Here is a 22,673-nt window from a genome sequence, read left to right on the forward strand (position 1 = left end):
CTCGTTCGAATGTTCCGGAGAACAGGACTCCGTAGGCCGTTCCTGGCTCAGTTCGCAAGCTATACGGTGACTCGCATTGCCGGAGTATTCGTTTCTTTTGATCTCCCGGCTCCCGACAAATGCTGAGGACTGATAAGTGTCGAAATCGCGCCGAGGATTGTCAGCCGCCGCCCTGATCGCCGTCGTGGTCGGATCAGTGGGACTTGTCTCGACCCTGGACGCGGGTGCGGAACAGACGCCGGCTCCGGCGCCGGTCGAGCAGCCCGAGATCAGCCCGCCGCCCCGGTTGCCCTGGGGGTCGAAGCCGAGCGCGATCCAGCGGGGTGCCGCCGGTAGCAGTAGTCAGATGCTCAAGTCGGCGGGTCTGGACGCGGCTCCGCCGGACCGGTCCGGTGCCCGGTACGCCCCGAAGGGCCGCACCTCGCGCACCGGTGACCTCAGGTCGGCGACGACCGACGTGATCCCGCCGAAGCCCCCGGCTCTCGCCGCCAGCTCCGCTCTCGCCGCCAGCTCCCAGAACGTCCTCTTCCATTACAACGCCGGATCGCAGGCCGCGGTTACTGACGGCGCCTATGCCAACTTCACCATCGGCAAACCCACCCTCGCCACCTCCGACTACCACAGCCTGGCGGAGCTGGCCGTACAGTCGGCCGACACCGGGCAGGTCGTTGAGGTCGGCTGGACCGTGGACCGGGTCGTCAACGGCGACTCCGAACCCCACCTGTTCGTCTTCCACTGGGTCAACGGCCAGCCCACCTGCTACAACGCGTGCGGTTTCGTCCGGTACAGCCAGGCTGTCGGGCCCGGTGACACGTTGCCCCAGGACACCGCCAAGAAGCTGGGCATTCAGTACTACGACGGGGCGTGGTGGATCGCTTACGACACCGAGTGGGTCGGCTACTACCCGGCGTCACTGTGGTCCGGTGGTTTCACCGAGACCGGCATGATCCAGGTCTTCGGCGAGGTGGCGGCGTCGAGTGCCGGCCCGTGCACCGAGATGGGCAACGGGAAGTCCGGCGGCGGTGACAGTGCGGCGGCGCGGATCAGCAGCGTGACCTATCTCAACGGGCCTACGGTGGACCTGTACGTCCGTAGTACCAGCGATCACTACGATGTCGCCAGACTGACTGGCCGGACGTTCCGCTACGGCGGTCCGGGGGCCTGCTGACACCGAATCGGCAGTCGCTGTCCGCTCTTGTCTGAGAGCGGACAGTGACGTTCCCGCCGCTGGACACCTCATGTCCGGACCGGAACGGCCGACGGTAGGGCCATGGGAAACGGGGACTGCCGATGAATCGTCTGCCGGTGCTGGTGTCGCCGTACGGTCCCTACGCCGACCTTGCGCTGCACGTGCACGACCTCACCATCCGTGGGCACCACGCCGAGACGCTGCTCGCCGCGGACCAGGCGGAGGCGATCACGCTGATGCTCGGTGACCACCGCACTCACCGGGTCAGCCGGCTGGGGCGGATGTACGCGCTGCGGTCCCTCGGCCGGCTGGACGAGGCCATGCGCATCGCCGAGGACCTGATCGAGGACCAGGCCCGGCTGGGCGGCCCCAAGGCCACCGACGCCAAGATCATGGCGGACGCCGCCGAGGTGCTGATCAACCTCGGGCGTATCGACGAGGGCCTGCACTACGCGGCCCGGGCGATGGCCGTGCTGGAGGTGGCGCCCCGTAAGGGCCTGCGCTACTTCTCGGCGATGGCCTCGCTGGGGCAGGCCGCCCGCTGCGCCGAACTCTTCGAACTCGCCGACGACGCCATGCGCCGGTGCATGGAGTCGTTCGAGAACCCGGACGACCTGTACCGCTCGGCCGCCGAGCTGACCCACATCGAGCTGTGGCTGGAGTGGGCGCTGCGGCTGGAGCAGGTGGGCCGGGTCGAGGACGCGGCGAACCTCTTCGACAAGTGCGTGGCCGTGCTGGAGAACCTGACCGACGGGGGCATCGACTCTCCGCTCGGCTCAGCGGTGCTGGCCGTCTGCTACACCAAGTCCGGGCGTACCGCCGAAGCCTTTGAACTGGTCAAGATCTTCCTGCCGAAGATGCGGGAGGCCGGCCAGTCGAACGAGACCCGGCTGCTGCACCTGGCGCACGGGCTGGTGCTGCGGGCGACCGGCGAATGGCGGGCCGCCCGCCGGGAGTTCCGGGCCGCCCTGGAACTGTCGGTGCTGCGGTCGCAGCGGCTCCTCTTCCAGTACGAACTGGCGATCACGGCGGTCCTGGAGTTCCCCGGCGAGGCCACCCAGGCGGTGCTGGAGTCGCTGCGCGGCCACGTCGAGGCGCTGTGGCAGCTGCGGCTCGACCGGCGCACCATGCTGCGGCAGGCGTACCGCCGGGTCGAGCTGGAGGCCGCGCGGGCGACCGCCGACCTGGCTGCGGCATCCGACGCGTTGACCGGGCTGGGCAACCGGCGGATGTTCGACCGGCAGATGAGCACGGTCACGGCCGGCGGCTCCCTGCTGCTGATCGACGTGGACCACTTCAAGGACATCAACGACCGGTACTCGCACGGCGTCGGCGACCGGGTGCTCGGCGAGATCGCCGCGATACTGCGCTCACACTGCCGGCACGACGAGGTGGCCATCCGCTTCGGCGGCGACGAGTTCGCCCTGTTCCTGGCCACCGGCGAGGACGAGGCCCGGAAGGTCGCCGAGCGGATCCGCCGGGTGATCCTGGCCCGGGACTGGAACACGATCGTGCCGGGCCTGAAGGTGACCCTCAGCATGGGCCTGGCCGCCTGCCAGGTCGGCGAACCGGGCCGGGACCTGTACGACCGGGCCGATGCCCACCTCTACTCCGCCAAACGATCCGGCCGCAACCAGCTGGCCGCGGCCTGACGGACGTCGAACGAGCAGCCCCGCCCCGAGGACTTCGGGGCGGGGCTGCTCGCTGTGCCGGGCCGGGTCACCTACCGGACGGCGGCCGGGCCGATCCACAGCGTGAGCTCGGTCGTGGTGCCGGCGTTTCCGGCCGCGTCCGACGGGGTGACTGTGACGGTGCGTTGGCCGGCCGCGACGGTGATCGCGGCTGGGGACGCGGTCACCGTCCTGGTGAGTACGCCGTCGACCCGGACCGCGTACGAGCGGGCGGTGCCGGAGTCGGCCGGGGCGGTCCAGCTCACCGACCGGCCGGTGGCGGCCACTTTCAGATTGGTGACCGGGGCGGGCGCGATCGAATCCCGTACCACCGCCTTCGCCGTGCTGTTCTTCACCAGGCCCGAACCGTTGACCGCGACGACCGTGATCCGGTTGGCGCCCTCGGCCAGCGGCACGGCCGCGGTCAGGGTGGTGCCGGTGGTCTCGGCGACGGTCGCGCCGTTGACCGTCACCCGGTAGGCGGCGATGCCCGACTCACGGTCGGCCGCTGCGGTCCACGTGACAGGTGTCGACGCCGCGCGGACCGGGCCCCGTGCGGTGGTGACGACCGGGGCGACCGCCGGGGGTGTGGTATCGGCGGCCGTCGTGATCTCCACCTTCGCCGTGCCGTTCCCGGCCGAGGTCACCTTCACCGACTGGTTGGTGCCGGGGATCGGCCACACGCCGCCCACCGGCAGGTTCGCCGCCGAGAACGCGGTGGCCGAACCGGGCTGCATGTCGAGCAGCCGGGTGGTCGGGGGAGTGGTCGCCGTGCGCAGCCGGACCTGCACTCCGGCCCAGCTCGGGACACGGGTGTCCCGGCCGGTCGCCGGGCGGTAGTCGACGAAGACCGGGCCGGCCGTGGTGGTGATCTTCAGGCCGGTGGTGCCCGAGTGCGCGGACAGCGCCGACAACTCGGCCGGGGCCGTGCCGGTGGTCTGCTGCAGGCCGAGGTAGTCGCCGAACGCCGAGTTCAGGTTGCCGGAGGCGACACCGGCGCGGGCGTACCCCATCACGTCGGTGGTGTCCTCGTACTGTCCGACCGTGCACGAGGTGGACAGGGCGACCCGTTTGCCGTTCGCCGTGCAGGTCGTCTTGTTGGCGTGACCCAGGCCCAGGTTGTGGCCGAACTCGTGGGTGAGCACGTCCTCCAGGGGATAGCCGTTGATCCAGATGACCGGACCGTTCACCGAACCCAGCCCGGCCCAGGCACAGCTGGACTGCCGCGGGAAGTAGACCGCCACGTGATCCTTGGCGCCGGCCGGAGCGGTGAGACCGTGGGCCGCGATCGCGGCGTTGAAGATCGCGGTGGCGTTGCACGACCCGGTCGGCACCGCCGTCTGTTTCCAGTCGCGCACGTCCACACTGATGTCGACGGCACCGTTCGACTGCTCGGCCCAATAGTTCTTCGCCTGGTTCGCCAGGGTGGTGAGCGACGCCGTGGTCTCGGCGTCCTTCGCCGTCCAGAACACCGGCAGCACCGTCAGCCGGTGTGCTCCGCTCGCCACCACCCGGGTCCCGGTCACCGGCCCGGCCGGCTCGGCCGAGACGACGGTCGCTGCCCGCAGCCTCACCCTGGCCCGCCGGCCCGGCGCCACTCCGGTCAGCGATCCGGCGGGCACCGCCAGCAGCCGGCCGTCCGCCCGGACATACGTCAGCGTCTGTTCGGCCTGCGCCGGGGCGCCGGGCAGCGGATCCACGATGACCGACTCGACCGTGCCGAGGACCGTGCGGGTCCCGTCGGCCGGAGCCGCGACCGCCGCACCCGGCGCGAGCAGGACGGCCGTGACGAGTGTTACCAATCCACTGAGTGCCATGGGTGCAGGCATCGACCGGCATCGGCCGGACCTGAGGGATTACCCCCGCAGCGTGATCGAAACGAGAGCTGTATCGAAGGCGATCAGGGGCCCGGGTGGAATAATCTTCTCGGATCCACTACCTGGCCGGGGGAGATGTATGAGCATGCGGGCACGTACCCGAAAGACGATCATGCTGGCTGCCGCTGTGACGCTGGCGATCACGGGTTGCGCCAAGGAGGACACCGGAGGCACCACCGACAGCGGGGTTCCACTGATCAAGGCCGGAGCGCTGACCACCTGCACCCACCTGCCGTACGCACCCTTCCAGGCGAAGGACGCCAGCGGCAAGGTCGTCGGTTTCGACGTGGCGCTGATCGACCTGGTCGCCACGAAACTCGCCGTGACGCAGGAGATCATCGACACGCCGTTCGAGGGCATCAAGTCCGGCGCCGACCTGAACTCCGGCAAGTGCGACGTGGCCGCCGCCGGCATGACGATCACCGACGAGCGCAAGAAGGTGCTCGACTTCTCCGACCCGTACTTCGACGCCACCCAGGCGCTCGCCGTGCAGACCGGTAAAGAGGTCAAGACCCTGGAGGAGCTGGCCGGCAAGCGGGTCGGCACGCAGGGCGGCACCACCGGTGAGGACTACATCAAGAAGCAGGTCGAGGAGAAGAAGCTCGACATCGAGGTCGTCTCCTACAAGGACCTCGCCGCGCTTCAGCAGGCGCTCGCCACCAACCAGGTCGCGGCGGCCGTCAACGACCTCCCGGTCTGGAACGAGTACATCAAGGCCAACCCCGGCAAGGTCGTCGTCGCGGCCGGCTTCGACACCGGCGAGCAGTACGGTTTCGCCGTCAAGAAGGGCAACGCCGAACTGCTGAAGACCGTCAACGAGGCGCTCGCCGCGGCCCGGGCCGACGGTAAGTACGACGAGATCTACAAGACGTGGATCGGCGAGAAGCCCGCCGCATGAAGCTGAGCCCACGCCGCCGGCGGCTGGTCGCCCGGGTCGCCGGCTACGTCGCCTTCGCCGCGGTGCTGTTCGCCGTGGCGGGGGCCGCGGACTGGGGGCGTCTGTCCGAGGCGTTCTTCCGGCTCGACATCGCCCGGGGGATGTTCCCGGACGCGGTCACCATCGCGTTGCGCAACACCATCGTCTACACCCTGCTGGCGTTCGTCTTCGGCCTGACCCTCGGCCTGATCCTGGCGCTGATGCGACTGTCGTCGATCCTGCCGTACCGCTGGTTCGCGACCGCCTACATCGAACTGTTCCGCGGGCTGCCGTCGTTGCTGGTGCTCTTCATGGTCGGTTACGGCGTGCCGCTGGCCTTCCCGGACCGGGAGATCCCCGGCGGCGTCTACGGCTCGGTCGCGGTCGGTCTCGGCCTGACCGCCGCGGCGTACATGGCGGAGACGCTGCGGGCCGGCATCCAGGCGGTGCCGAAAGGACAGCTCGAAGCCGCCCGGACGCTCGGCATGTCACACACCCGGGCGATGATCTCGATCATCCTGCCGCAGGCGTTCCGGATCGTGATCCCGCCCCTGACCAACGAGATAATCCTACTGACCAAAGACACTTCCCTGGTGTACGTCCTGGGCGTCACGTCGACGACGATCGAACTGACCAAGTTCGCCGGTGACACCCTCAACCAGCGGGTCAACCCGACGCCGCTGGTGGTGGCCGGCCTGCTCTACCTGGTGATCACGCTGCCGCTGTCGCAGTTGGTCCGCGGGCTGGAGCGCCGCGCCGGACGGGAGAGGTGACCGGGATGTCCACCATCGAGATCAGTGGCCTGCACAAGTCGTTCGGCAGTCTGGAGGTGCTGCGCGGCATCGATCTGACGGTCGAGCCCGGTGAGGTCGTGTGCGTGATCGGGCCGTCCGGTTCCGGCAAGTCGACACTGCTGCGCTGTGTGAACCTTCTGGAACAGCCGACGTCCGGTTCGATTCGGGTGGCCGGAGCCGAGGTCACCGACCCGGACTGCGACATCGACGCCGTCCGGCGCGGGATCGGCATGGTGTTCCAGCAGTTCAACCTGTTCGGGCACCTGACCGTGCGGGACAACGTGACGATCGCCCAGCGCCGGGTCCTCAAACGCAGCCGCGCCGAAGCCGGCCGGATCGCCGCCGAGAACCTGCAACGGGTCGGCCTGGCCGAGAAGATCGGCGCCTACCCGGCGCAGCTCTCCGGCGGGCAGCAGCAACGCGTCGCCATCGCCCGCGCGCTGGCGATGGATCCGCAGTTGATGCTCTTCGACGAGCCGACCAGCGCGTTGGACCCGGAGCTGGTCGGTGAGGTGCTCGCGGTCATGCGCGGCCTGGCCGCCGAGGGCATGACCATGCTGGTGGTGACGCACGAGATGGCGTTCGCCCGCGAGGTCGCGTCGCGTGTCGTCTTCATGGACGGCGGCGTGATCGTCGAGCAGGGCCGGCCGGAGGAGGTCTTCGGCGCGCCCCGCGAGGAACGCACCCGCGAGTTCCTGCACCGGGTCCTGGAGCCGACACGCGTCAGCGAGAGCGAGATCGGCGTCCGCCCGGCGGAGTGATCGACCAGCACGGGGCCTGGGCGCTGAGCGCTCAGGCCCCGTTTTCATGCCTTGATTTGCATATTTGGCATCAAGCGCGACTTCTGAGAAATTCGTCCCCCATTAGGGGTTTATGGCGTGTTGTGTCCGGGTAAAGGGCGATTTTTCCCAGCTCATGCCTCAAGCTGATGTGGCAGCGCTCGACGAGCACTGCGAACCACCTTGAGGGAGAAATCATGAGCAAGACCATTCGTTACACCGCTGGCCTGATGATCGCGGCCGGTGCCGCCCTTGCGTTCGCTTCCCCCGCCGCGGCCGCCGGTGCTGGCTACAAGCCGGTCCCGACCTACCCGACGGTCACCTACCCGACCATCAGCTACCCGACGTTCACGAAGTACAACGCTGAGGTCAGCAACGCGCAGATCGCGATGGGCGGCTTCGGCAACATCGCCGGTGGCAACGTTGACACCGGCAACATCGGCAACAGCAACAACACGGTCGTGGGGCAGAACAGCACCTTCAAGTTCCCGTTCCCGATCTACTGATCTTGAGCGATCGGGCCAGGCGAGTGCCTGGCCCGATCCTCATGGCAAGAACCGTAGGACCCCCGGTAGGACCCCCCGAAAGTAAGGAAGCATCATGCGTCGTGCAGTTGTTTACACCGCTGGCCTGATGATCGCCGCCGGCGCGAGCCTCGCGCTCGCCGCGCCCGCCACCGCGGCCCCGGACCACCGGAGGCCGTCCAACGTCTCCAGCCCGGTCCGGTACAACCCGGGCAACTACAACCCGGGCAACTACAACCCGGCCAGCACCAACCCGACCCGGTTCAACCCGGCCGCCGGTCTGCTGTCCCAGAACCTGGTGACCACCAACGTGAACACCCAGATCGCGATGAGTGGCTTCGCCAACACCATCCTGGGCAACGGCAGCGTCAACTCCGGGCCGATCAACAACGTCAACGTCACCGGTCAGTCCCAGAGCGCCAGCTTCTGGCCGTTCGGCTGAACCGATAGTCAGGTTCGAGAGCGATGTGAGTCGCTGATGAACGAAGGACCCGTGGCGCGACTTCGCGCCCCGGGTCCTCGTTCGTTCGTCAGGCCGCGTACAGGGCCGCCACCTCGGCGTCGGTCAGTGCCCGGTCGTAGGCGCGGACCTGGTCGATCGACCCCGACCACCAGTCCGTGCGGGTGCCGGCGTACTTCGCGCGGCCCACCGACAGCGGGCCGGTGCTGACCACGTCCGGGCCGGCGGGGACCGTTGCGACGCGCTGGCCGTCCACGTACAACCGGATCTCTCCGGTCGCGTGATCGCGGACTCCGGCGACGTGGTACCAGCGGTTCAGGTCGGGTGCCACCACCAGGCGGGCCCGGTTGCCGCCGGGGGTGCTGAAGGCGAAGGCGCCCTGACCGTACTGCAGGTAGAACGGGTTCTCCCGGGCCCGGCCGTCCTGGCTGACGATGGTGGCGTAGTTGCCGGGCAGCTTGTCCAGGGTGACCCACGACGAGATCGTGTAGTCCTTCGTGGTGTCCAGGACCGGCGCGGCGGTGTCGGCGGAGTCGCCGGTTCCGTCGAAGCGCAGAGCCGTCCCGGACCTGCCGGGCGCCCAGGACGTGTCACCCGTCAGGGTGAGATCGCTGCCGGAGACGCTGTCGCGGGCGGTGGTTCCGCTGCCCTCGTCCAGGTTCCAGTCGCCGTTGCCGGGGAAGGTCGCGTCGGCACCCGCGGTACGGCCGGCTTCGATCACGGCGAGGTTGATCGCCCGTACCGGCGCGGGGTCGACCTTGATCTTGCGCCGGTCGTAGGTCCAGAGGCCGTTGAGTTCGGTCTCCAGGTCGGTGATCTGGGTGTAGACCGAGCCGGACAGTTCCGCTCCGGCGGCTTCCAGGTAGTACGTGCGGGTGTTGTCGACGTACTTCGCGGTCAGGGCCGCCTTGTCCGGTACACCGCTGTAGATCGCGGCGGGCGGTCCCGGCCACATGTGCCCGGGCGTGCGCAGCGTGAATCCGCCGTGCTCACCGTCCATCGCGATGCGGGTGGCGTCCGGGTACGGCGCGTCGTTGTTGACGTAGTCGTGGTGGTCGATCACGTCGCCCTTGCCGGAGTCGCCCTTGGACGAGCAGCAGTTGACGCCGCTGTGCGCGTTGAGGATCCGGGACGGGTCCTCGCTCTTGATCGCGGTGGCGATCTGCCCGGTGGCGGTCCGGTCCCACTCGCCCCAGCCCTCGTTGAACACGATCCAGCCGATGATCGACGGGAAGTTGTGCAACTGCCGCATCATCTCCCGGCCCTGGCTGAGGAACGCCTCCTGCCCGGCGGTGCTGTTGATGTCGGCCGACACGAAGTCCTGCCAGACCAGCAGGCCCAGCTCGTCGGCGTGCCGGTAGAACCGGGCCGGCTCGACCTTGATGTGTTTACGGACCGCGTTGAAGCCGAGCTTCTTCGTCTCCACCAGGTCGAAACGCAGGGCCGCGTCACTCGGCGGGGTGTAGAGGCCGTCCGGCCAGAAGCCCTGGTCCAGCGTGGCCAGCGAGAACACCGGCGTGCCGTTGAGCACCAGTTTCGGGAAGCCGCCGACCTTCTTGACCTCGATCTGCCGCAACCCGAAGTAGCCTCGCACGGTGTCGTCGCCGAGCGTGACCTTCAGGTCGTAGAGGTAGGGGTCGTCCGGGCTCCACAGACGGGGCTTGTCGATCTTCAGTCGCAGGTCGGAGTTGGTGACGCCGGCGGCTTTTCCAACCTTTCCACCCTTCTTGTCGTACGCGGTCGCAGTGATCTTGGATGACGTCTTTCCCTGCACCCGGAGCGTGATGGATCCGGTCGACACGTCAGGGGTGATCACCAGGTCGTCGATCGCGACCGGGGCGACCGGCTCCAGCCAGACCGTCTGCCAGATGCCCGACGTCGGCTCGTAGACGATGCCGCCCGGGTCGAGCGACTGTTTGCCCTTCGGCTGGTTCGGCCCGGTGGTGTCGGTGACCGCGACGATGATCTCCTGCGGGCCCCTCCTGGTGAGGGCGTCGGTGATGTCGGCGGTGAACGAGGTGTAGCCGCCGGTGTGCTCGGTGACCAGGGTGCCGTTGACCCAGACCTTCGCCTGGTAGTCGACCGCACCGAAGTTCAGCTTGATCCGCTTGCCGGTCCAGCCCTTCGGGACGGTCACCAGCTTGCGGTAGAACATGTGGTCCTCGCGCCGTTCGATCCCGGACAGCAGCGACTCGACCGGGAACGGCACGGTGATCTTCTCGGCCAGCGTCGCGCCGAAGACCGGTTGCTCCCCGGCCTGAGCCCCGGCGAACTCCCACGGCCCGTTGAGGTTGAGCCAGTCCGAGCGGACCAGCTGCGGGCGGGGGTACTCGGGCAGCGGCTTGCGCTTGTCGACCTTGTCACCCCACGGGGTGGTCAACCGGTGGGTGGACGTGTTGACCGCCGACCGGATGATCTGTGGAACCGTCTCACCGCCGACGATCAGACCACCGGCGCCGTCGTAGTTGACCCGTACCCGCTGGTCCTTCTGCACTTTCTCGGCGAGCGTGACGACCAGCTTCGAGCGGTCCCGCCGGTCCACCGCGACCGACGTGATCGGGAACCTGGTGGTGTCCACCTCGACGCTCAGGTGCTCGGCCACCTGTCCGGGGTTGTCGACGTTCGCGGCGAAATCAGCGACCACTGTGGTACCGGCGGTGTTGACGGTCAGGTCGACCGGGAAGATCTGGAAACCGTCCGGCGGGGTGAACGCCGACTCCGGCACGATCTGTCTCGCCAGCCCGTCGGCGGCCCAGCGCAGGAACAGGTTGGCGCCGCCGACGTCCTGGAACATCTCGATCCGGACGTCGTGGGCCTCGCCGGCCACCAGGCGCAGCGGCGCGGCGGTCTGCTCGCGGTCCCAGTCGCCGACCCAGTGGTCGATGACCGGCTGCCCGTCGAGCAGGAACCGGAACCCGTTGTCGCCGATCATGGAGAAGGTGTAGTCGCCGGTGGCCGGGGCGGTGATCCGCCCGGTCCAGCGGGCGGTGGTGTGCTCGGTACGCCCGGCCAGTGACTCGAAGGTGCCGGCCAGACCGGGCAGGTCGATGTTCGGATCGAGGGCGATACCGCCGAGTTCGGCGAAGTCGCGGGCGCCCGGTGCGGACATCCGGAAGTACTCACCCTTGAGGCCGTGCACGGGCGCGGCCTCCGCGGCTCCCGCCGGAACCACGAGCAGGGAGAGCGTCAGCAGGGCAGCGGAGAAGAGGGATCTCAGGGACGTTCGTGGCATCGAAATGTTTCCCTTCGCGCAACGACGTAACGAGATCACATTGGCTTATTTACGTATCTGATGTCAACGAAAAGCAACAGGATCCAACAGTTCCGCAACTTGCCCTGTGTGACGCTTGTGTCACTCCGATGACGGTTGCGCTGCAACCGATGGCGACGGCGCCCCGGCGGGCAACAGTTGACTCGAACCCGCTGCCCGAGAGGAGTGCAGATGCCCCGCCTACACGACACCGAGATGATCCACAGCGACAGCGCTCACCTCGGGTCCACACCCCAGGTCGTCGCCACCGCCGCCGACTTCGCCACCGCCGAGCGCGCGGTGGCGCAGCTGATCGACGGGGGAGTGCCGGCCGGCCGGGCCGTGATCGTCGCGTGCGGTCGGCAGCTCGCCGGCCGCCGCCCCGCCGCCCGTGCCGCTCGCCGTGGCGCCCTGTCCGGCCTGGTGGTCGCGGTTCTGATCGAGCACCTGCTGGCCTGGTTCGACCTGATCATCCCGCTCGCCGACATGACCTGGAGCACCCTGGTCGCCGCCGGGCTGGGCGCGCTGATCGGTGCCGGTCTCGGCCTGATCGGTCACGAGTTCGCCGGGGAGGACGGTCCCCCGGTGGTCCTCCCCGGCCACTACGACGTCCTGGTCGCCGGAGACGTCGCCGATCACGCCGTCCGGCTGCTGGGAGCCGAGCGGGTCTGAGTCACCCGTGGGGTGGGCCGGTCCAGGAGACCTGGACCGGCAGGCGCAGGCGGCGGCTCTCGCCGGGTGACAGCATCGCCTCGGCCAGCAGATCCATCGCCGCCCGGCCGAGGCCGGCGCCGGCCGGAGTCGGCGGCCTCGCGAACGGTTTTCGAGGCCGGGAAGACTCTGTTGCCTAATTCGGTCTATGCGGCGAGGGCGAGATCGAGTCTGCTCAGGTGGGTGGTTCGGGTGCGTTGCAGGGGTGTGCCGGTCCACCAGGTGTTGAGGCGGATGAGGTTGATCGTGGTGGCGGCGAAGGCGTGTTCCCGGGTGACTTTGTCCAGGCCGACATCCTGGCGGTCATGATCGTGGGCGCGGTGCTGGGCGCGTTCCAGCAGTTCCTGCTGCAGCGCACCGGCGAGGCCGTGGTCTTCACCGTGCGCCGCACGCTGGTCGCGCACCTGCTGCGGTTGCCGGTCTCGGCGTATGACGAGCGGCAGTCCGGCAACCTCGTGTCCCGGGTCGGCGCTGACACCGCCCAGGTGCGCTCGGTGATCACGTCCGGGGTGGTGGACCTGGCCGTCGGCGTCCTGCTCGTCGGCGGATCGGTCATCGGCATGAGCCTGCTCGATCCACTGCTGCTCGGCATCAGTCTGCTGCCGGTGCTGGCCGGCACCGTCCGGGACAACTTGACGCTGGCCGCGCCGGACGTCCAGGAACGGACGATCCGCCGGGTCACCGCGTCGGTAAACCTCGACGACCTCTTCGCCCGCGATCCGGCCGGCCTGAACGCGCCGGTCGGGGACGGCGGCGTGCTTTTCTCGGGCGGCGAGCGGCAACGGCTCGCCGTCGCGCGTACATTGCTCGCTCCGGGCGAACTGCTGCTCTTCGACGAGCCGACCGCCCATCTGGACGCGCGCAACGAAGAAGCACCGCAGCACAGGCTCACCGCACACGCGGCCGACCGGACTCTGCTGGTCGTCGCCCATCGGCTGGCCACCGTGGCGCAGGCCGACCAGATCCTGGTGATCGACGACGGCCGCTCGGTGGCCGCCGGACGGCACGAGGAGTTACTCGTGCGCGACCCGCTCTACCGCGAGTTCGCCACCCGGCAACTGCTGACCTGAAAGTCGAGGTGTCCGCCATGCTCAGTGTCCTGGACCAGGTGCCCGTGTTCCGTGGCGACGAACCCGCCGACGCGGTCCGCGAGGCCGTCGGGCTCGCCCGTGCCGTCGAATCGCTGGGCTACCACCGGTTCTGGGTCGCCGAGCACCACGGCAGCGCCGCCAACGCCTGTGCGGCGCCGGAGATCCTGGTGGCGGCCGTTGCGGGGGCCACCGAACGGATCCGGGTGGGCACCGGCGGCGTGCTGCTGCCGTACTACAGCCCGCTCAAGGTCGCGGAGACCTTCCGGGTGCTGTCCGCGCTGTACCCCGGTCGGATCGACCTCGGATTCGGGCGTGGCCGCGGCGGCCCGGCGGTGATGGCCGAACTGCTCAACCCGTACACGATCGCCACTACGGAGGCGTACAGCGAGCAGGTCGGCCGTCTGCTCGCTTTTCTCGGCGACGTCCGGACCGTCAGCCGGGTCTCGGTCACGCCGGCGTTGGCCGAACCGCCGATGCCGTGGCTGCTCGGATCCGGCGCCGGCAGCGCTCGCCTCGCCGGGATGCTCGGACTGCCGTTCTGCTTCGCACAGTTCATCGTGGCCGACGAGTGCCCCGAGGCGATCGAGGCCTATCAGAAGGCCTTCAAGGCCTCCCCGTGGCTGGACTCGCCGCAGGCGATGCTGGCGCTGCGGGTTCTAGCGGCCGACACCGCCGACGAGGCCGAGGAGTTGGCCACCTGCTTCTGGATGTCGTGCACCACCGGCTGGCGGGCCCAGGTACGGCCGGCAGACGACTACCGGGGTGGCGTGCCGACCCTGGTGGACGCGCAGCGGTACACGCTGACCGACGAGGACCGGGCGTTGCGCGCGAGCCGGCCGTATCTGCAGATCTCCGGCACGGCGGAGGCGGTCGGCGACGAGATCCGGCGGCTGCGCAAGGTGTACGACGTGTCCGAGGTCATGCTCACCACGAACTGTCCCGGCGGGGCCGCCCGGCGCCGTTCCTACGAACTGCTGGCCACCGAGTTCGCGCTGACCGCCTCGGCCTGACGGCGGCGGCTGCCCCGTTCCGCTCCCGCCCCGGAGGGAGCGGGACGGGCACACGTCCCATGGCCATCGTGTCAGGCGAGATCGTCCGCGGTGAGGCCGGCGGCGTACGCCAGCACGGCCGCCTGCACCCGATTGGCCACACCGAGCTTGCGCAGGATGACACTGACGTACTCCTTGACCGTGGAGTCGCTGATGAACAGCCGGCGCGCGATCTCCGCGTTGGTCAGCCCTTTCCCGACCAGGCCCACGATCGTCTGCTCCCGGTCGGAGAGCTGTTTGATCTCGTCGACGGACGTCTCGGAGGCGAGAGTGCCACGGCAGGCGGCCCCCAGCATGATCGACGAGGCCTCCGGCGCGAGCACGGTCACTCCGGACGCCAGCGCGCGTACCGCCGCCACCAGCTGCTCCGGCTGACTGTCCTTGAGCAGGAACCCGCACGCGCCGCCGCGGAGCGACTCCAGGACGGTGCTGGGCGTCGCCAGCGTGGTCAGCACGGCCAGCGCGGGGCAGGACTCCAGGTCGCGCAGCTGCGTCAGCAACGGCACGCTCTCGCGCAGCGTCACGTGGGTATCCAGCAGGACGACCGTGGGCCGATGTTCCGCGACCGCGGAGAGCGCGCGGTCCCGGTCGACGGCGACGACAGTAAAGCCGCCCATCATCTCGAGAATCATCTTGATGCCGATCGAGACCAGGGCCTCCTCGGCCACCACCAGTACGTCCGCCATGCCTCCCCCAGGCAATGTAGCCGTACGCGATTCCGGCAAGCCGGCTACCGACGCCGATCCTTCAGCTCCGCCTCGGTAGTCTCGTAGTGCACAAAAACGATCGAATTACTGCCGTTCCAAATTATACAGTTTTATAGGCAATTAAGTAGCTCTGCACTGCGGCGATCCGAGACACCCGGGCCGGCGTCTCGGATCGCCGCGGTACGACCGCGCGGTGCGACCGGTAGCTATCGCACGAGGCCTTCCGCGGGGGCGATCCGCGTGGCCCGGCGAGCCGGCGCGAGGCTGGCCAGAACCCCGGTGACCGCCGCGGCCACCAGCACCAGGCCCAGCTGTGGCCAGGCCGGCCGGATCACCGGATCCGCCTGCCGGCCCACCGCCGCGATCACGCCGACCAGCCCGACCGGCACCCCGATGACGATGCCGGCCACCGTGCCGAGCAGGGTGATCGTGACCGCCTCGATCGCGACCATTGCCCGCAGCCGGCTGCTGCGGGTGCCGAGCGCCCGCAGCAACGCCATCTCCCGGGCGCGTTCGATCACCGACAGGCCGAGCAGGTTCGCGATGCCGAGCAGCGCGATCACCACGGTGACCGCCAGCATGCCCAGCGACAGCCCGAGAAGGATTGACAAGACGTTCATGATGTCGCCGCCCTCGGTCAGGCCGCCTCCGACCTCCACCCCGGCGTCGCGTGCGGCCACGGCGTTGACGTCGCCTGCCAGCGATTCCCGGTCAAAGCCGCCCGGTGCGGTGCCCCAGACCGCGGTCGGCACGGTCCTGACCCCGGCGGCGGTCAGCGCGTCACCGGAGGCGACCCCGAGCAGTTGCCCGGTGGTGTCGGCCAGCCGGGAGCCCCGGGCGGTGAAGTGAACGTCGCGGTCATCCACCTTGATCGTGATGGGCGCGCCGTCCTTCAGCCCGCGAGCAGTCAGGTAGGCGTTGGGCAGCAGCAGAACCGGGCCGCCGCCGGCCATGCCCAACTCCGGCGCCAGCCTGCCGCCCAGGCCGGCGGGAATCGACGCGATTCGGGCCGGCGTGGGTTTGCCCGCCGCCGGGAACGTCGCGGCGGTCGTCTGCACCGTGGTCGTACTCAGCCCCGGTATCCCGGCCAGAGCCTGAACGGTACGGTCGTCGATCGCGGCACCGTCGGTGTGCACGCTGACCGCCACCGGATAACGCGCCTCGAGGTCGGCCTCCACCGTGGCACGCCCACTCGCGGATGCCACGGCCAGGCTGGTGATCAGCGCTGCGCCGACGACCACGGCCATCGTCGCCGATGCCGTCCGGCGCGCGTTCTGCCGAAGGCTGCCCCCTGCCAGGCCGGCCGCGACCCCGAACCGTTCCAAACCGCGAGCGGTCGGTGGCAGCAGCAGCGCGATGCCCAACGGTAACGCGATCAGCAGCCCGGCGGCGAGCAGCACCCCTCCGACCAGCGCCAGCGGGAGCGAGGCACCGACCCCGGCGCCGACCAGCGCACCAACGGCGAAGACGAGGAGCGCCAGCCCGACGGCAAGCCGGCGGCCGCCATGGACCTGCGCGGGAAGCGTTTCGGGAATGTCCTGCAGCGCCCGTACCGGCGGCACCCGGGTCGCTCCCCTGGCCGGCGCCCAGGCCGCGACGACCGTGGCGGCCACACCGGTGAGAACGCACAGCACCAGCATGATCGGGCTGACCGCCAGACCGCCGCCGTTGATGTCGAGCAGACCGGCTCCGAGATATCCGATCCCGACGCCGGCCACCGCGCCGAGAACCGCGCCGATGCTCCCGGCGATCGCGGCCTCGGTCAGCACCACCCGGCTCACCTGCCGGCGGTGCCCGCCGACCAGCCGCAGCAATGCCACCTGACGGATCCGCTGGGAGACGATCATCTGGAAGGTGTTGGCGATGACGAGAATCGACGCGAGCAGCGCCACCGCGGCGAAGGCCAGCATTATCACGACCAACTGGGTGTTGCCGCCGGCGAACCGGGCGGCGGCCATGTCGGCCGCCACCGACGCGTCGGTCGCCGTCGCCCCCTGGGGCAGAACCTTGCCGACCGCGCCGACGGTCTCGGCCAGCCGGTCCCTGTCAGCGACGGTCAGCAGGGCGGCAGGCGGCGTGTCACCGGCGAAGAATGCCGGAGCGGCGTAGAAGCGGTAGTCCGATCCGGTCAGCGGGCGGAAGCCGAGGTCGGCCGAGCCGACCACGGTAACCGTCACCGGATCGGCCGCGCCCTGCCGGAAGACGAGTGTGGCGCCGACCCCCACGCCCAGGTCGGTGAGCGTGCGCCGGTCGGCGACGACCTGGCCGGCCGCGCTGGGCCAGGCTCCTTCGTCGATGTCGAACCAGCGAACCTGCGGGGTCGCCGGGATGCTCTGCACGTTGGCCGATCCGCGCCGGGCACCGCCGAACACGCTGACCGTCCGCGCGAACTGCGCATCCACGGTCCGGACGCCCGGCACTCCGCCGGTCACCTGGTACCAGTTCGGATCGTGCACCGTGTCGCCGGCGTCGAGCACGATGTCCGCAGTGGTCAGCGGCGCGGCGGCGGTGAGCCGGAGGCCCTCGTCCGACGTGCTCGCGAACGTGGCCGTAGCGGCCAGGAAGCCGGTGGCGAGGACGACCGCGGCGACGATCGCGAGCAGGCGGCCCGGATTCGACCGGACCTGCGACCAGGCGAGCGTGAAGATCATGAGGGCACCGCCACCGAGGCCATGACGGCGACGATCGACTCCATCGTGGGCGCCCGGAGCTCTTCCCAGAGCCGCCCGTCGGCCATGATGAGGACCCGATCGGCATACGTGGCGGCCGCCGCGTCGTGCGTCACCATGATGATCGTCTGACCGGTCTGCCGGGCGGCGGTCTGCAGGCCGGCGAGCAACGCCCGGCCGGTGGCGATGTCCAGCGCGCCGGTCGGCTCGTCGGCGAACACGACCGACGGCTCGGTAAGAAGCGCACGGGCCACCGCGACCCGCTGCTGCTGACCACCCGACAGTTCGGCCGGGCGGTGACTGAGCCGATCGGCGATCTGCAGCGACGCGGCGATCCGCTGCAACCGGTCGCGGTCGACGGGCCGGCCGGCCAGCCGCAGCGGCAACACGATGTTCTGCTCGGCGGTCAGCGTCGGCAGCAGGTTGAACGCCTGAAAAATGAAGCCGACCCGGTCCCGGCGCAGGTCGGTGAGCGCGCGGTCGTCCAACCCGGCGAGCGGCACCCCGGCCAGGCTGACCTCGCCCTCGGTCGCCGTGTCGAGGCCGGCGAGCAGGTGCATCAGCGTCGTCTTCCCCGAACCGGACGGGCCCATGATCGCGGTGAACTCGCCCGCCGCGAAAGCGACCGACACCCCGTCAACGGCAACCACCGCGGCGTCCCCGGTCCCGTACCGCTTACGCAGGTTGTGGCAGCTGACCATCTCGCCGCTCGTCGTCTGCATCATCACTGTTTCGACGTTAAGGAGAAGGCGGGTACGCCCACATCCCTCCATGGCATCGAGACGACCGATACCAAGGTATCGACCTCGGGCTCGCATGGTGCCGCGAGCGCGTGCTGTCCCTAATCTGAAAACGTGTGGAGCTGGGACAGGAGAACGCTGACGGTCGACACCGCCATCGCGGCCGCCGCCGTCACGGCGTGCCTGCTGCTCGGGCTGGCCGGTCTGGCGGAGTGGTACTGGTCGGCGCTCGTGGCCGTCACCCTGGTCATCCGCCGCTCGGCGCCAGTGGTCTTCCTCGGGCTGGTCGCGGCGCTCTCCGCCATCCACATGACTCTCTCCGGAAGCTTCGCGTTCCCCGGTGACCTGATCGATCTGGTCGCGGGGCATGCGGTCGCCGCATACGGCCCGGCCCGGTTGCGCCACGCCGGCCTGCTGCTCGGCGTGGCCGGTGGTCTGGTGGTGACCGCCCGGGCGCTGAACGACCGGCTGCTCTCGGCCGCGATGCTGCCCGCCGCGCTGATCGTCGCGGCGACACTGGCCGCCTGGTCGATGGGCCTGATGCAACGCCAGCAGCGAGCCGCCGTCCTCGACGCGCAGCACCGCCGCCGTCTGGCCGAGCAGGACAGCGCGATGCGCGCCCGGCTCGCGACGATCGAGGAACGCACCCGCATCAGTCAGGAGATGCACGACATCATCGCGCACTCCCTGGCCTCCGTCATCGCGCAGGCCGAGGGCGGCCGGGTCGCCGCCCGCGCCGACGCGATCGTCGCCGGTCCACTTTTCGACCGCATCGCGCACATCGGACGGGAAGCTCTCACCGACGTGAAGCGGCTCCTGAACTCGATCGACTGCGACATGCAGGGCGACGACTTCGCCCAGGGACTGCGAGAGCTCCCCGACCTGCTGGGCGGGGTCTCTGCCGCCGGCCTCGACGTGACGCTGGAAGTGGCGGGGGAGGAGCAGCCGCTGGCATCCGGTATGGACCTGGCGGTGTACCGGGTCATCCAGGAGTCACTGACCAACGTGCTCAAACACGCGCCTCAGCGGCGGGCGCTTCTCCGGCTTGTGTGGACGCCGGCGCGCCTCGAGGTCACGGTGACCAGCCCGCTGGCCGGCGCCGGCGGCGGCTCGCCCCGGGAGGGTCGCGGGCTGTCCGGGATCCGGCAGCGGTGCTCGTTGTTCAACGGCGACTGCGAGATAACGGCCGGCCAGGACTTCAGCGTGGTCACCCGCTGGCCCCTCACTCGTCTGGACCTGCCCGTCTCATGACCGAGCAGATCGACGTGCTGATCGCCGACGACCAGGACCTCGTCCGCACCGGTTTCGCCATGGTCGTCGGCGCCGCCCCGGACATGCGGGTGGTCGCGACGGCCTCGGACGGCGCCGAGGCGGTCCGGCTGACCGCGGAATTCCGTCCCGACGTGGTGCTCATGGACATCCGGATGCCCCGTCTAGACGGTATCGCTGCGGCCCGCGCGATCCTCGACGGCACCGATCACCCTCCGAAGATCCTCGCGCTGACCACGTACGACAACGATGAGTACGCCAGCCGCATCCTGGCCGCGGGCGCCAGTGGATACCTGCTGAAGGACACCACAGCCGAAGGCCTGACTGCGGCGATCCGGACAGTCCACCACGGCGGTTCGGTCCTCGCCCCGTCGACGACACACCGCCTGGTCACCGCCCGCCGCCCGGACCCGCCACGACCGTCGGCGCTGCTGGACAACTTCACCAGCCGGGAGCGGGACGTCTTCGACCTGATCGTGGCGGGCGCAAGCAACGCCGAAATCGCCGACCGCCTGCACCTGGCCGAGGTGACCGTCAAAACCCACGTCGGCCGGGTGCTGGCCAAAATTGGCGTTCGCGACCGCGTGAATGTCGTCATCTGGGCCTACCAGAACGGCGCCGGGCAAAGGCCCGGCTAACTGCTGATACTGCGCATTCCAGTCCTGCGCCGTTCGAATGCTCGGTTTCGGCTACGCAGCCTGCGAATACTCGTTGATCAGCCCGTCGCGGACGCTGTGGGTGCCGATAACTCCATCCGCGCCCACATCAGCCTTGAGAGCGCGCAGCGCGAGCGCCCCAACAACCACGGGAACGTCCCCGCGCCGAGCAGTCAATCTGGACAACTCATCCGGATCGAACACCCGCCGACCACCCGGTGACCGCCGATCCGGCAACGTGCCGTCGGCGGTATACCGCCGCAAAGTCCTCGTCGACACACCCAGCCGCTGCGCCGCGGTCGCAGCGGACACCAGCCGTCCAGCAACGCCCATATCGCCATCATATGACCGGCCACGGCCGGCAACTCAGTCCACAGGCGTCAACTCGTGGTCGGCCGAGGCCCGCTTCCAGCAGGAGATCGCCGCTCTGTAGCGGGTGCTCGGGTAGGGCCGTCCGACCCTACCCGAGTTAACGATCCGGAAACTCCGGCTACTCCACGCCGACTCATCCGGTCCCTAGCTTCTCCTTCAGCTTGAGTCTCGCGACGCACATCCTCGTATTCGCCTCGCACGCTTCTCCGGCTCCATAGACATTTCGTGCTTGTCTGGAGACCGCATTGTTCGACATATTGATCGACATGATTCGCGAGCGTTTCACGTGAGTGCCGAGGCGATCCGGGTGGACCGGGTGCGGCGCGTCTACGACATCGGAACCGGCGGCTCGCTGACCGCACTCGACGACGTCAGCCTGACGATTTCGGCCGGCACCTTCGTCAGCGTGATCGGCCCCAGCGGCTGTGGCAAGTCCACGCTCCTGCGGGTGATCGCCGGCTTGGAACAGCCGGACGGCGGCGCGGTGCACGTCGGCGGGGTCACCCCGGCGCAGGCCGCCGAGCACAAGATGCTCGGCCTGGTCCCGCAGACCCCGGCACTGCTGCCCTGGCTGTCGGTGCTGAAGAACGTCTCACTGCCCGCGAAGGTCAACCGGTCGGCGGGCCGCAAACGGCGCGCCGCGGCCGGCACCGGCGCCCCGGACATGGTGGAACTGCTGCGCAAGGCCGGCCTGCACGACGTGATGCACAAGCTGCCGTCGCAGATCTCCGGCGGCATGCAGCAGCGGGCCGCGATCGTGCGGGCGTTCGGCCTGCACCCGGACGTGCTGCTGATGGACGAGCCGTTCTCGGCGCTGGACGAGTTCACCCGGGAGTCGCTGCAGGAGCAGCTGCTGGACCTGTGGGACGAGCTGAAGGCGACCGTGCTGTTCGTGACCCACTCGGTCAGCGAGGCGGTCCGGCTCTCCGACAAGATCGTGGTGATGGCGCCGTACCCGGGCCGGATCATCGACGTCCTGGACATCGATCTGCCGCGCCCGCGGGGGCAGGCGATCCTCAAGACGGCGCATTTCCACCACTACGAGGACCTGGTTCGCGACCGGCTCCGCGGGGCTTTCCAGGGAGCGGCCTCATGACGGCCGCGATCCGCACCCGCCGGCGACCCGACCTGTCGTTCCTGCGGCCGTCGTTCTGGCTGCCGCTGGTGCTGATGATGATCGTGCTGGGCCTGCTCTGGCAGTGGGGCGCACAGCGGATGCCGTACCTGCTGCCGCCGCTCGGTGACATCGGCGCCACCCTGGTCGAGGACGCCGGCTACTACCTGCGCAACGCGTACGTGACGTTGCGCGAGGCACTCGGCGGGCTGGTGCTCGGCGGACTGGGCGCTTTCGTGATCGGCGTGCTCGTCAGCGAGTTCACCCTGGCCCGCCGGGCGATCATGCCGGTGGCGGTGATCCTGAACGTGACGCCGCTGGTGGCGATCGCCCCGGCGCTGGTGGTGGCCTTCGGGTTCGGTGCCGCGCCGAAACTCATCGTCACCGGGCTGATCTGCTTCTTCCCGGTGCTGATCAACACGTCGGTCGGGCTGCGCGCGGTGCCGTTGCCGGTGCTGCAGGTCTACCGCACGGTGCACGCGTCCCGGCTGGAGACGCTCTGGTACCTGCGGATCCCCAGCGCGCTGCCGTACCTGTTCGCCGCCCTGCGCATCGTGTTCCCGCTGTCGGTGGTGGGTGCGGTGGTCGCCGAGTTGTCCGCGGCCGGATCCTCCGAGGGTCTCGGTACCGCGATCAGCCTGGCGTCCTCGATGAACCGGCTGTCCGCCGTCTACGCCTCCATCGCGATCCTCGCGGTGCTCGGCTCGCTGCTGCTGCTGTTCGTGACCCTGCTGGAGCGCCGTCTCCTGCACTGGCACGAGACCCAGAGCGCCGGCAAGTAAGAGTCACCCCGTACGCCTGTTCGGTTTGCCCTGCCCGGAAACCTAGGAGTGCAT

At 69.4% G+C, this 22,673-nt stretch carries 20 protein-coding genes; 14 read left to right on the plus strand and 6 right to left on the minus strand.

From position 1 onward, the window contains the following. Window positions 1–136 precede the first annotated feature (136 nt). Together BLU81_RS46555 and BLU81_RS46560 are read left to right on the plus strand one after the other, a co-directional pair. On the plus strand, window positions 137–1,168 hold the full coding sequence (locus BLU81_RS46555) for a neprosin family prolyl endopeptidase (RefSeq protein WP_231953857.1): 1,032 nt from the start codon (window positions 137–139) through the stop codon (window positions 1,166–1,168). Between the two features lie 122 nt (window positions 1,169–1,290). Then, window positions 1,291–2,841: a GGDEF domain-containing protein gene (locus BLU81_RS46560; protein WP_231953858.1), complete on the plus strand. Its 1,551-nt coding sequence runs from the start codon at window positions 1,291–1,293 to the stop codon at window positions 2,839–2,841. A gap of 71 nt (window positions 2,842–2,912) precedes the next feature. Here the strand turns inward: BLU81_RS46560 and BLU81_RS46565 are convergent, their stop codons facing one another. After that, window positions 2,913–4,676, minus strand: coding sequence for a metallopeptidase domain-containing protein (locus tag BLU81_RS46565; RefSeq protein WP_092556064.1), 1,764 nt, complete (start codon window positions 4,674–4,676; stop codon window positions 2,913–2,915). Between the two features lie 145 nt (window positions 4,677–4,821). Here BLU81_RS46565 and BLU81_RS46570 point away from each other — a divergent pair, with 145 nt between their 5' ends. From BLU81_RS46570 to BLU81_RS46590, 5 genes are all read left to right on the plus strand, one after another. Next, complete coding sequence (locus tag BLU81_RS46570; RefSeq protein WP_231953859.1) at window positions 4,822–5,634, plus strand: transporter substrate-binding domain-containing protein; 813 nt, start codon at window positions 4,822–4,824, stop codon at window positions 5,632–5,634. After that, window positions 5,631–6,425, plus strand: a complete 795-nt coding sequence (locus BLU81_RS46575; protein WP_092556068.1) for an amino acid ABC transporter permease — start codon at window positions 5,631–5,633, stop codon at window positions 6,423–6,425. The genes BLU81_RS46570 and BLU81_RS46575 overlap by 4 nt, the downstream gene beginning before the upstream one ends. Window positions 6,426–6,430: 5 nt before the next feature. Continuing rightward, a complete protein-coding gene (locus BLU81_RS46580; protein WP_092558625.1) occupies window positions 6,431–7,207 on the plus strand; it encodes an amino acid ABC transporter ATP-binding protein in 777 nt (258 codons plus the stop codon). Between the two features lie 215 nt (window positions 7,208–7,422). Then, the gene (locus BLU81_RS46585) at window positions 7,423–7,731 is read left to right on the plus strand and encodes a hypothetical protein (protein ID WP_092556070.1); all 309 of its coding nucleotides are present in this window, start codon (window positions 7,423–7,425) and stop codon (window positions 7,729–7,731) included. A gap of 94 nt (window positions 7,732–7,825) precedes the next feature. Beyond that, the gene (locus tag BLU81_RS46590; protein WP_157752103.1) at window positions 7,826–8,191 is read left to right on the plus strand and encodes a hypothetical protein; all 366 of its coding nucleotides are present in this window, start codon (window positions 7,826–7,828) and stop codon (window positions 8,189–8,191) included. A gap of 88 nt (window positions 8,192–8,279) precedes the next feature. Here the strand turns inward: BLU81_RS46590 and BLU81_RS46595 are convergent, their stop codons facing one another. Next, window positions 8,280–11,441: a LamG-like jellyroll fold domain-containing protein gene (locus BLU81_RS46595; protein ID WP_092556074.1), complete on the minus strand. Its 3,162-nt coding sequence runs from the start codon at window positions 11,439–11,441 to the stop codon at window positions 8,280–8,282. Window positions 11,442–11,651: 210 nt separating this feature from the next. Between BLU81_RS46595 and BLU81_RS46600 the strand changes: the two genes are divergently transcribed. The 3 genes from BLU81_RS46600 (at window position 11,652) to BLU81_RS46610 (ending at window position 14,271) form a co-directional block, all read left to right on the plus strand. After that, entirely contained in the window at window positions 11,652–12,131 is a 480-nt protein-coding gene (locus tag BLU81_RS46600; RefSeq protein WP_157752104.1) for a glycine zipper family protein, read from the plus strand. Between the two features lie 302 nt (window positions 12,132–12,433). Then, the gene (locus tag BLU81_RS46605) at window positions 12,434–13,240 is read left to right on the plus strand and encodes an ABC transporter transmembrane domain-containing protein (RefSeq protein ID WP_231953860.1); all 807 of its coding nucleotides are present in this window, start codon (window positions 12,434–12,436) and stop codon (window positions 13,238–13,240) included. A gap of 17 nt (window positions 13,241–13,257) precedes the next feature. After that, the gene (locus BLU81_RS46610) at window positions 13,258–14,271 is read left to right on the plus strand and encodes an LLM class flavin-dependent oxidoreductase (protein ID WP_092556078.1); all 1,014 of its coding nucleotides are present in this window, start codon (window positions 13,258–13,260) and stop codon (window positions 14,269–14,271) included. A 71-nt stretch (window positions 14,272–14,342) separates the two neighbouring features. Here the strand turns inward: BLU81_RS46610 and BLU81_RS46615 are convergent, their stop codons facing one another. From BLU81_RS46615 to BLU81_RS46625, 3 genes are all read right to left on the minus strand, one after another. Further along, window positions 14,343–14,996, minus strand: a complete 654-nt coding sequence (locus BLU81_RS46615; protein WP_092556080.1) for a LuxR C-terminal-related transcriptional regulator — start codon at window positions 14,994–14,996, stop codon at window positions 14,343–14,345. Window positions 14,997–15,223: 227 nt separating this feature from the next. Continuing rightward, entirely contained in the window at window positions 15,224–17,668 is a 2,445-nt protein-coding gene (locus BLU81_RS46620; RefSeq protein WP_092556082.1) for an FtsX-like permease family protein, read from the minus strand. Then, window positions 17,665–18,414: an ABC transporter ATP-binding protein gene (locus BLU81_RS46625; RefSeq protein ID WP_197686074.1), complete on the minus strand. Its 750-nt coding sequence runs from the start codon at window positions 18,412–18,414 to the stop codon at window positions 17,665–17,667. Before BLU81_RS46625 ends, BLU81_RS46620 begins: the two co-directional genes overlap by 4 nt. 126 nt (window positions 18,415–18,540) lie before the next feature. Here BLU81_RS46625 and BLU81_RS46630 point away from each other — a divergent pair, with 126 nt between their 5' ends. Continuing rightward, window positions 18,541–19,677 (plus strand): sensor histidine kinase, encoded by a 1,137-nt coding sequence (locus tag BLU81_RS46630; RefSeq protein WP_092556084.1) that lies wholly within the window; start codon window positions 18,541–18,543, stop codon window positions 19,675–19,677. Continuing rightward, window positions 19,674–20,333: a response regulator gene (locus BLU81_RS46635; RefSeq protein WP_092556086.1), complete on the plus strand. Its 660-nt coding sequence runs from the start codon at window positions 19,674–19,676 to the stop codon at window positions 20,331–20,333. Before BLU81_RS46630 ends, BLU81_RS46635 begins: the two co-directional genes overlap by 4 nt. 51 nt (window positions 20,334–20,384) lie before the next feature. On the opposite strand, the gene BLU81_RS46640 is transcribed toward BLU81_RS46635, so the two are convergent. Continuing rightward, entirely contained in the window at window positions 20,385–20,684 is a 300-nt protein-coding gene (locus BLU81_RS46640) for a MerR family DNA-binding transcriptional regulator (RefSeq protein WP_092556088.1), read from the minus strand. Window positions 20,685–21,009: 325 nt separating this feature from the next. Here BLU81_RS46640 and BLU81_RS46645 point away from each other — a divergent pair, with 325 nt between their 5' ends. Together BLU81_RS46645 and BLU81_RS46650 are read left to right on the plus strand one after the other, a co-directional pair. Further along, the gene (locus BLU81_RS46645; RefSeq protein WP_092556090.1) at window positions 21,010–21,819 is read left to right on the plus strand and encodes an ABC transporter ATP-binding protein; all 810 of its coding nucleotides are present in this window, start codon (window positions 21,010–21,012) and stop codon (window positions 21,817–21,819) included. Next, on the plus strand, window positions 21,816–22,619 hold the full coding sequence (locus BLU81_RS46650; RefSeq protein ID WP_092556092.1) for an ABC transporter permease: 804 nt from the start codon (window positions 21,816–21,818) through the stop codon (window positions 22,617–22,619). The genes BLU81_RS46645 and BLU81_RS46650 overlap by 4 nt, the downstream gene beginning before the upstream one ends. Window positions 22,620–22,673: the final 54 nt, after the last annotated feature.

It is taken from the genome of Actinoplanes derwentensis (genome assembly GCF_900104725.1).
Classification (GTDB): Bacteria; Actinomycetota; Actinomycetes; order Mycobacteriales; family Micromonosporaceae; genus Actinoplanes; species Actinoplanes derwentensis.

Bases quoted from the DNA above. Each gene is read 5' to 3' on its own strand.
- BLU81_RS46560 (WP_231953858.1), top strand. From the start codon at position 1,291: ATGAATCGTCTGCCGGTGCTGGTGTCGCCGTACGGTCCCTACGCCGAC.
- BLU81_RS46565 (WP_092556064.1), bottom strand. From the start codon at position 4,676: ATGGCACTCAGTGGATTGGTAACACTCGTCACGGCCGTCCTGCTCGCG.
- BLU81_RS46570 (WP_231953859.1), top strand. From the start codon at position 4,822: ATGCGGGCACGTACCCGAAAGACGATCATGCTGGCTGCCGCTGTGACG.
- BLU81_RS46575 (WP_092556068.1), top strand. From the start codon at position 5,631: ATGAAGCTGAGCCCACGCCGCCGGCGGCTGGTCGCCCGGGTCGCCGGC.
- BLU81_RS46580 (WP_092558625.1), top strand. From the start codon at position 6,431: ATGTCCACCATCGAGATCAGTGGCCTGCACAAGTCGTTCGGCAGTCTG.
- BLU81_RS46585 (WP_092556070.1), top strand. From the start codon at position 7,423: ATGAGCAAGACCATTCGTTACACCGCTGGCCTGATGATCGCGGCCGGT.
- BLU81_RS46590 (WP_157752103.1), top strand. From the start codon at position 7,826: ATGCGTCGTGCAGTTGTTTACACCGCTGGCCTGATGATCGCCGCCGGC.
- BLU81_RS46595 (WP_092556074.1), bottom strand. From the start codon at position 11,441: ATGCCACGAACGTCCCTGAGATCCCTCTTCTCCGCTGCCCTGCTGACG.
- BLU81_RS46600 (WP_157752104.1), top strand. From the start codon at position 11,652: ATGCCCCGCCTACACGACACCGAGATGATCCACAGCGACAGCGCTCAC.
- BLU81_RS46610 (WP_092556078.1), top strand. From the start codon at position 13,258: ATGCTCAGTGTCCTGGACCAGGTGCCCGTGTTCCGTGGCGACGAACCC.
- BLU81_RS46615 (WP_092556080.1), bottom strand. From the start codon at position 14,996: ATGGCGGACGTACTGGTGGTGGCCGAGGAGGCCCTGGTCTCGATCGGC.
- BLU81_RS46620 (WP_092556082.1), bottom strand. From the start codon at position 17,668: ATGATCTTCACGCTCGCCTGGTCGCAGGTCCGGTCGAATCCGGGCCGC.
- BLU81_RS46635 (WP_092556086.1), top strand. From the start codon at position 19,674: ATGACCGAGCAGATCGACGTGCTGATCGCCGACGACCAGGACCTCGTC.
- BLU81_RS46640 (WP_092556088.1), bottom strand. From the start codon at position 20,684: ATGGGCGTTGCTGGACGGCTGGTGTCCGCTGCGACCGCGGCGCAGCGG.
- BLU81_RS46650 (WP_092556092.1), top strand. From the start codon at position 21,816: ATGACGGCCGCGATCCGCACCCGCCGGCGACCCGACCTGTCGTTCCTG.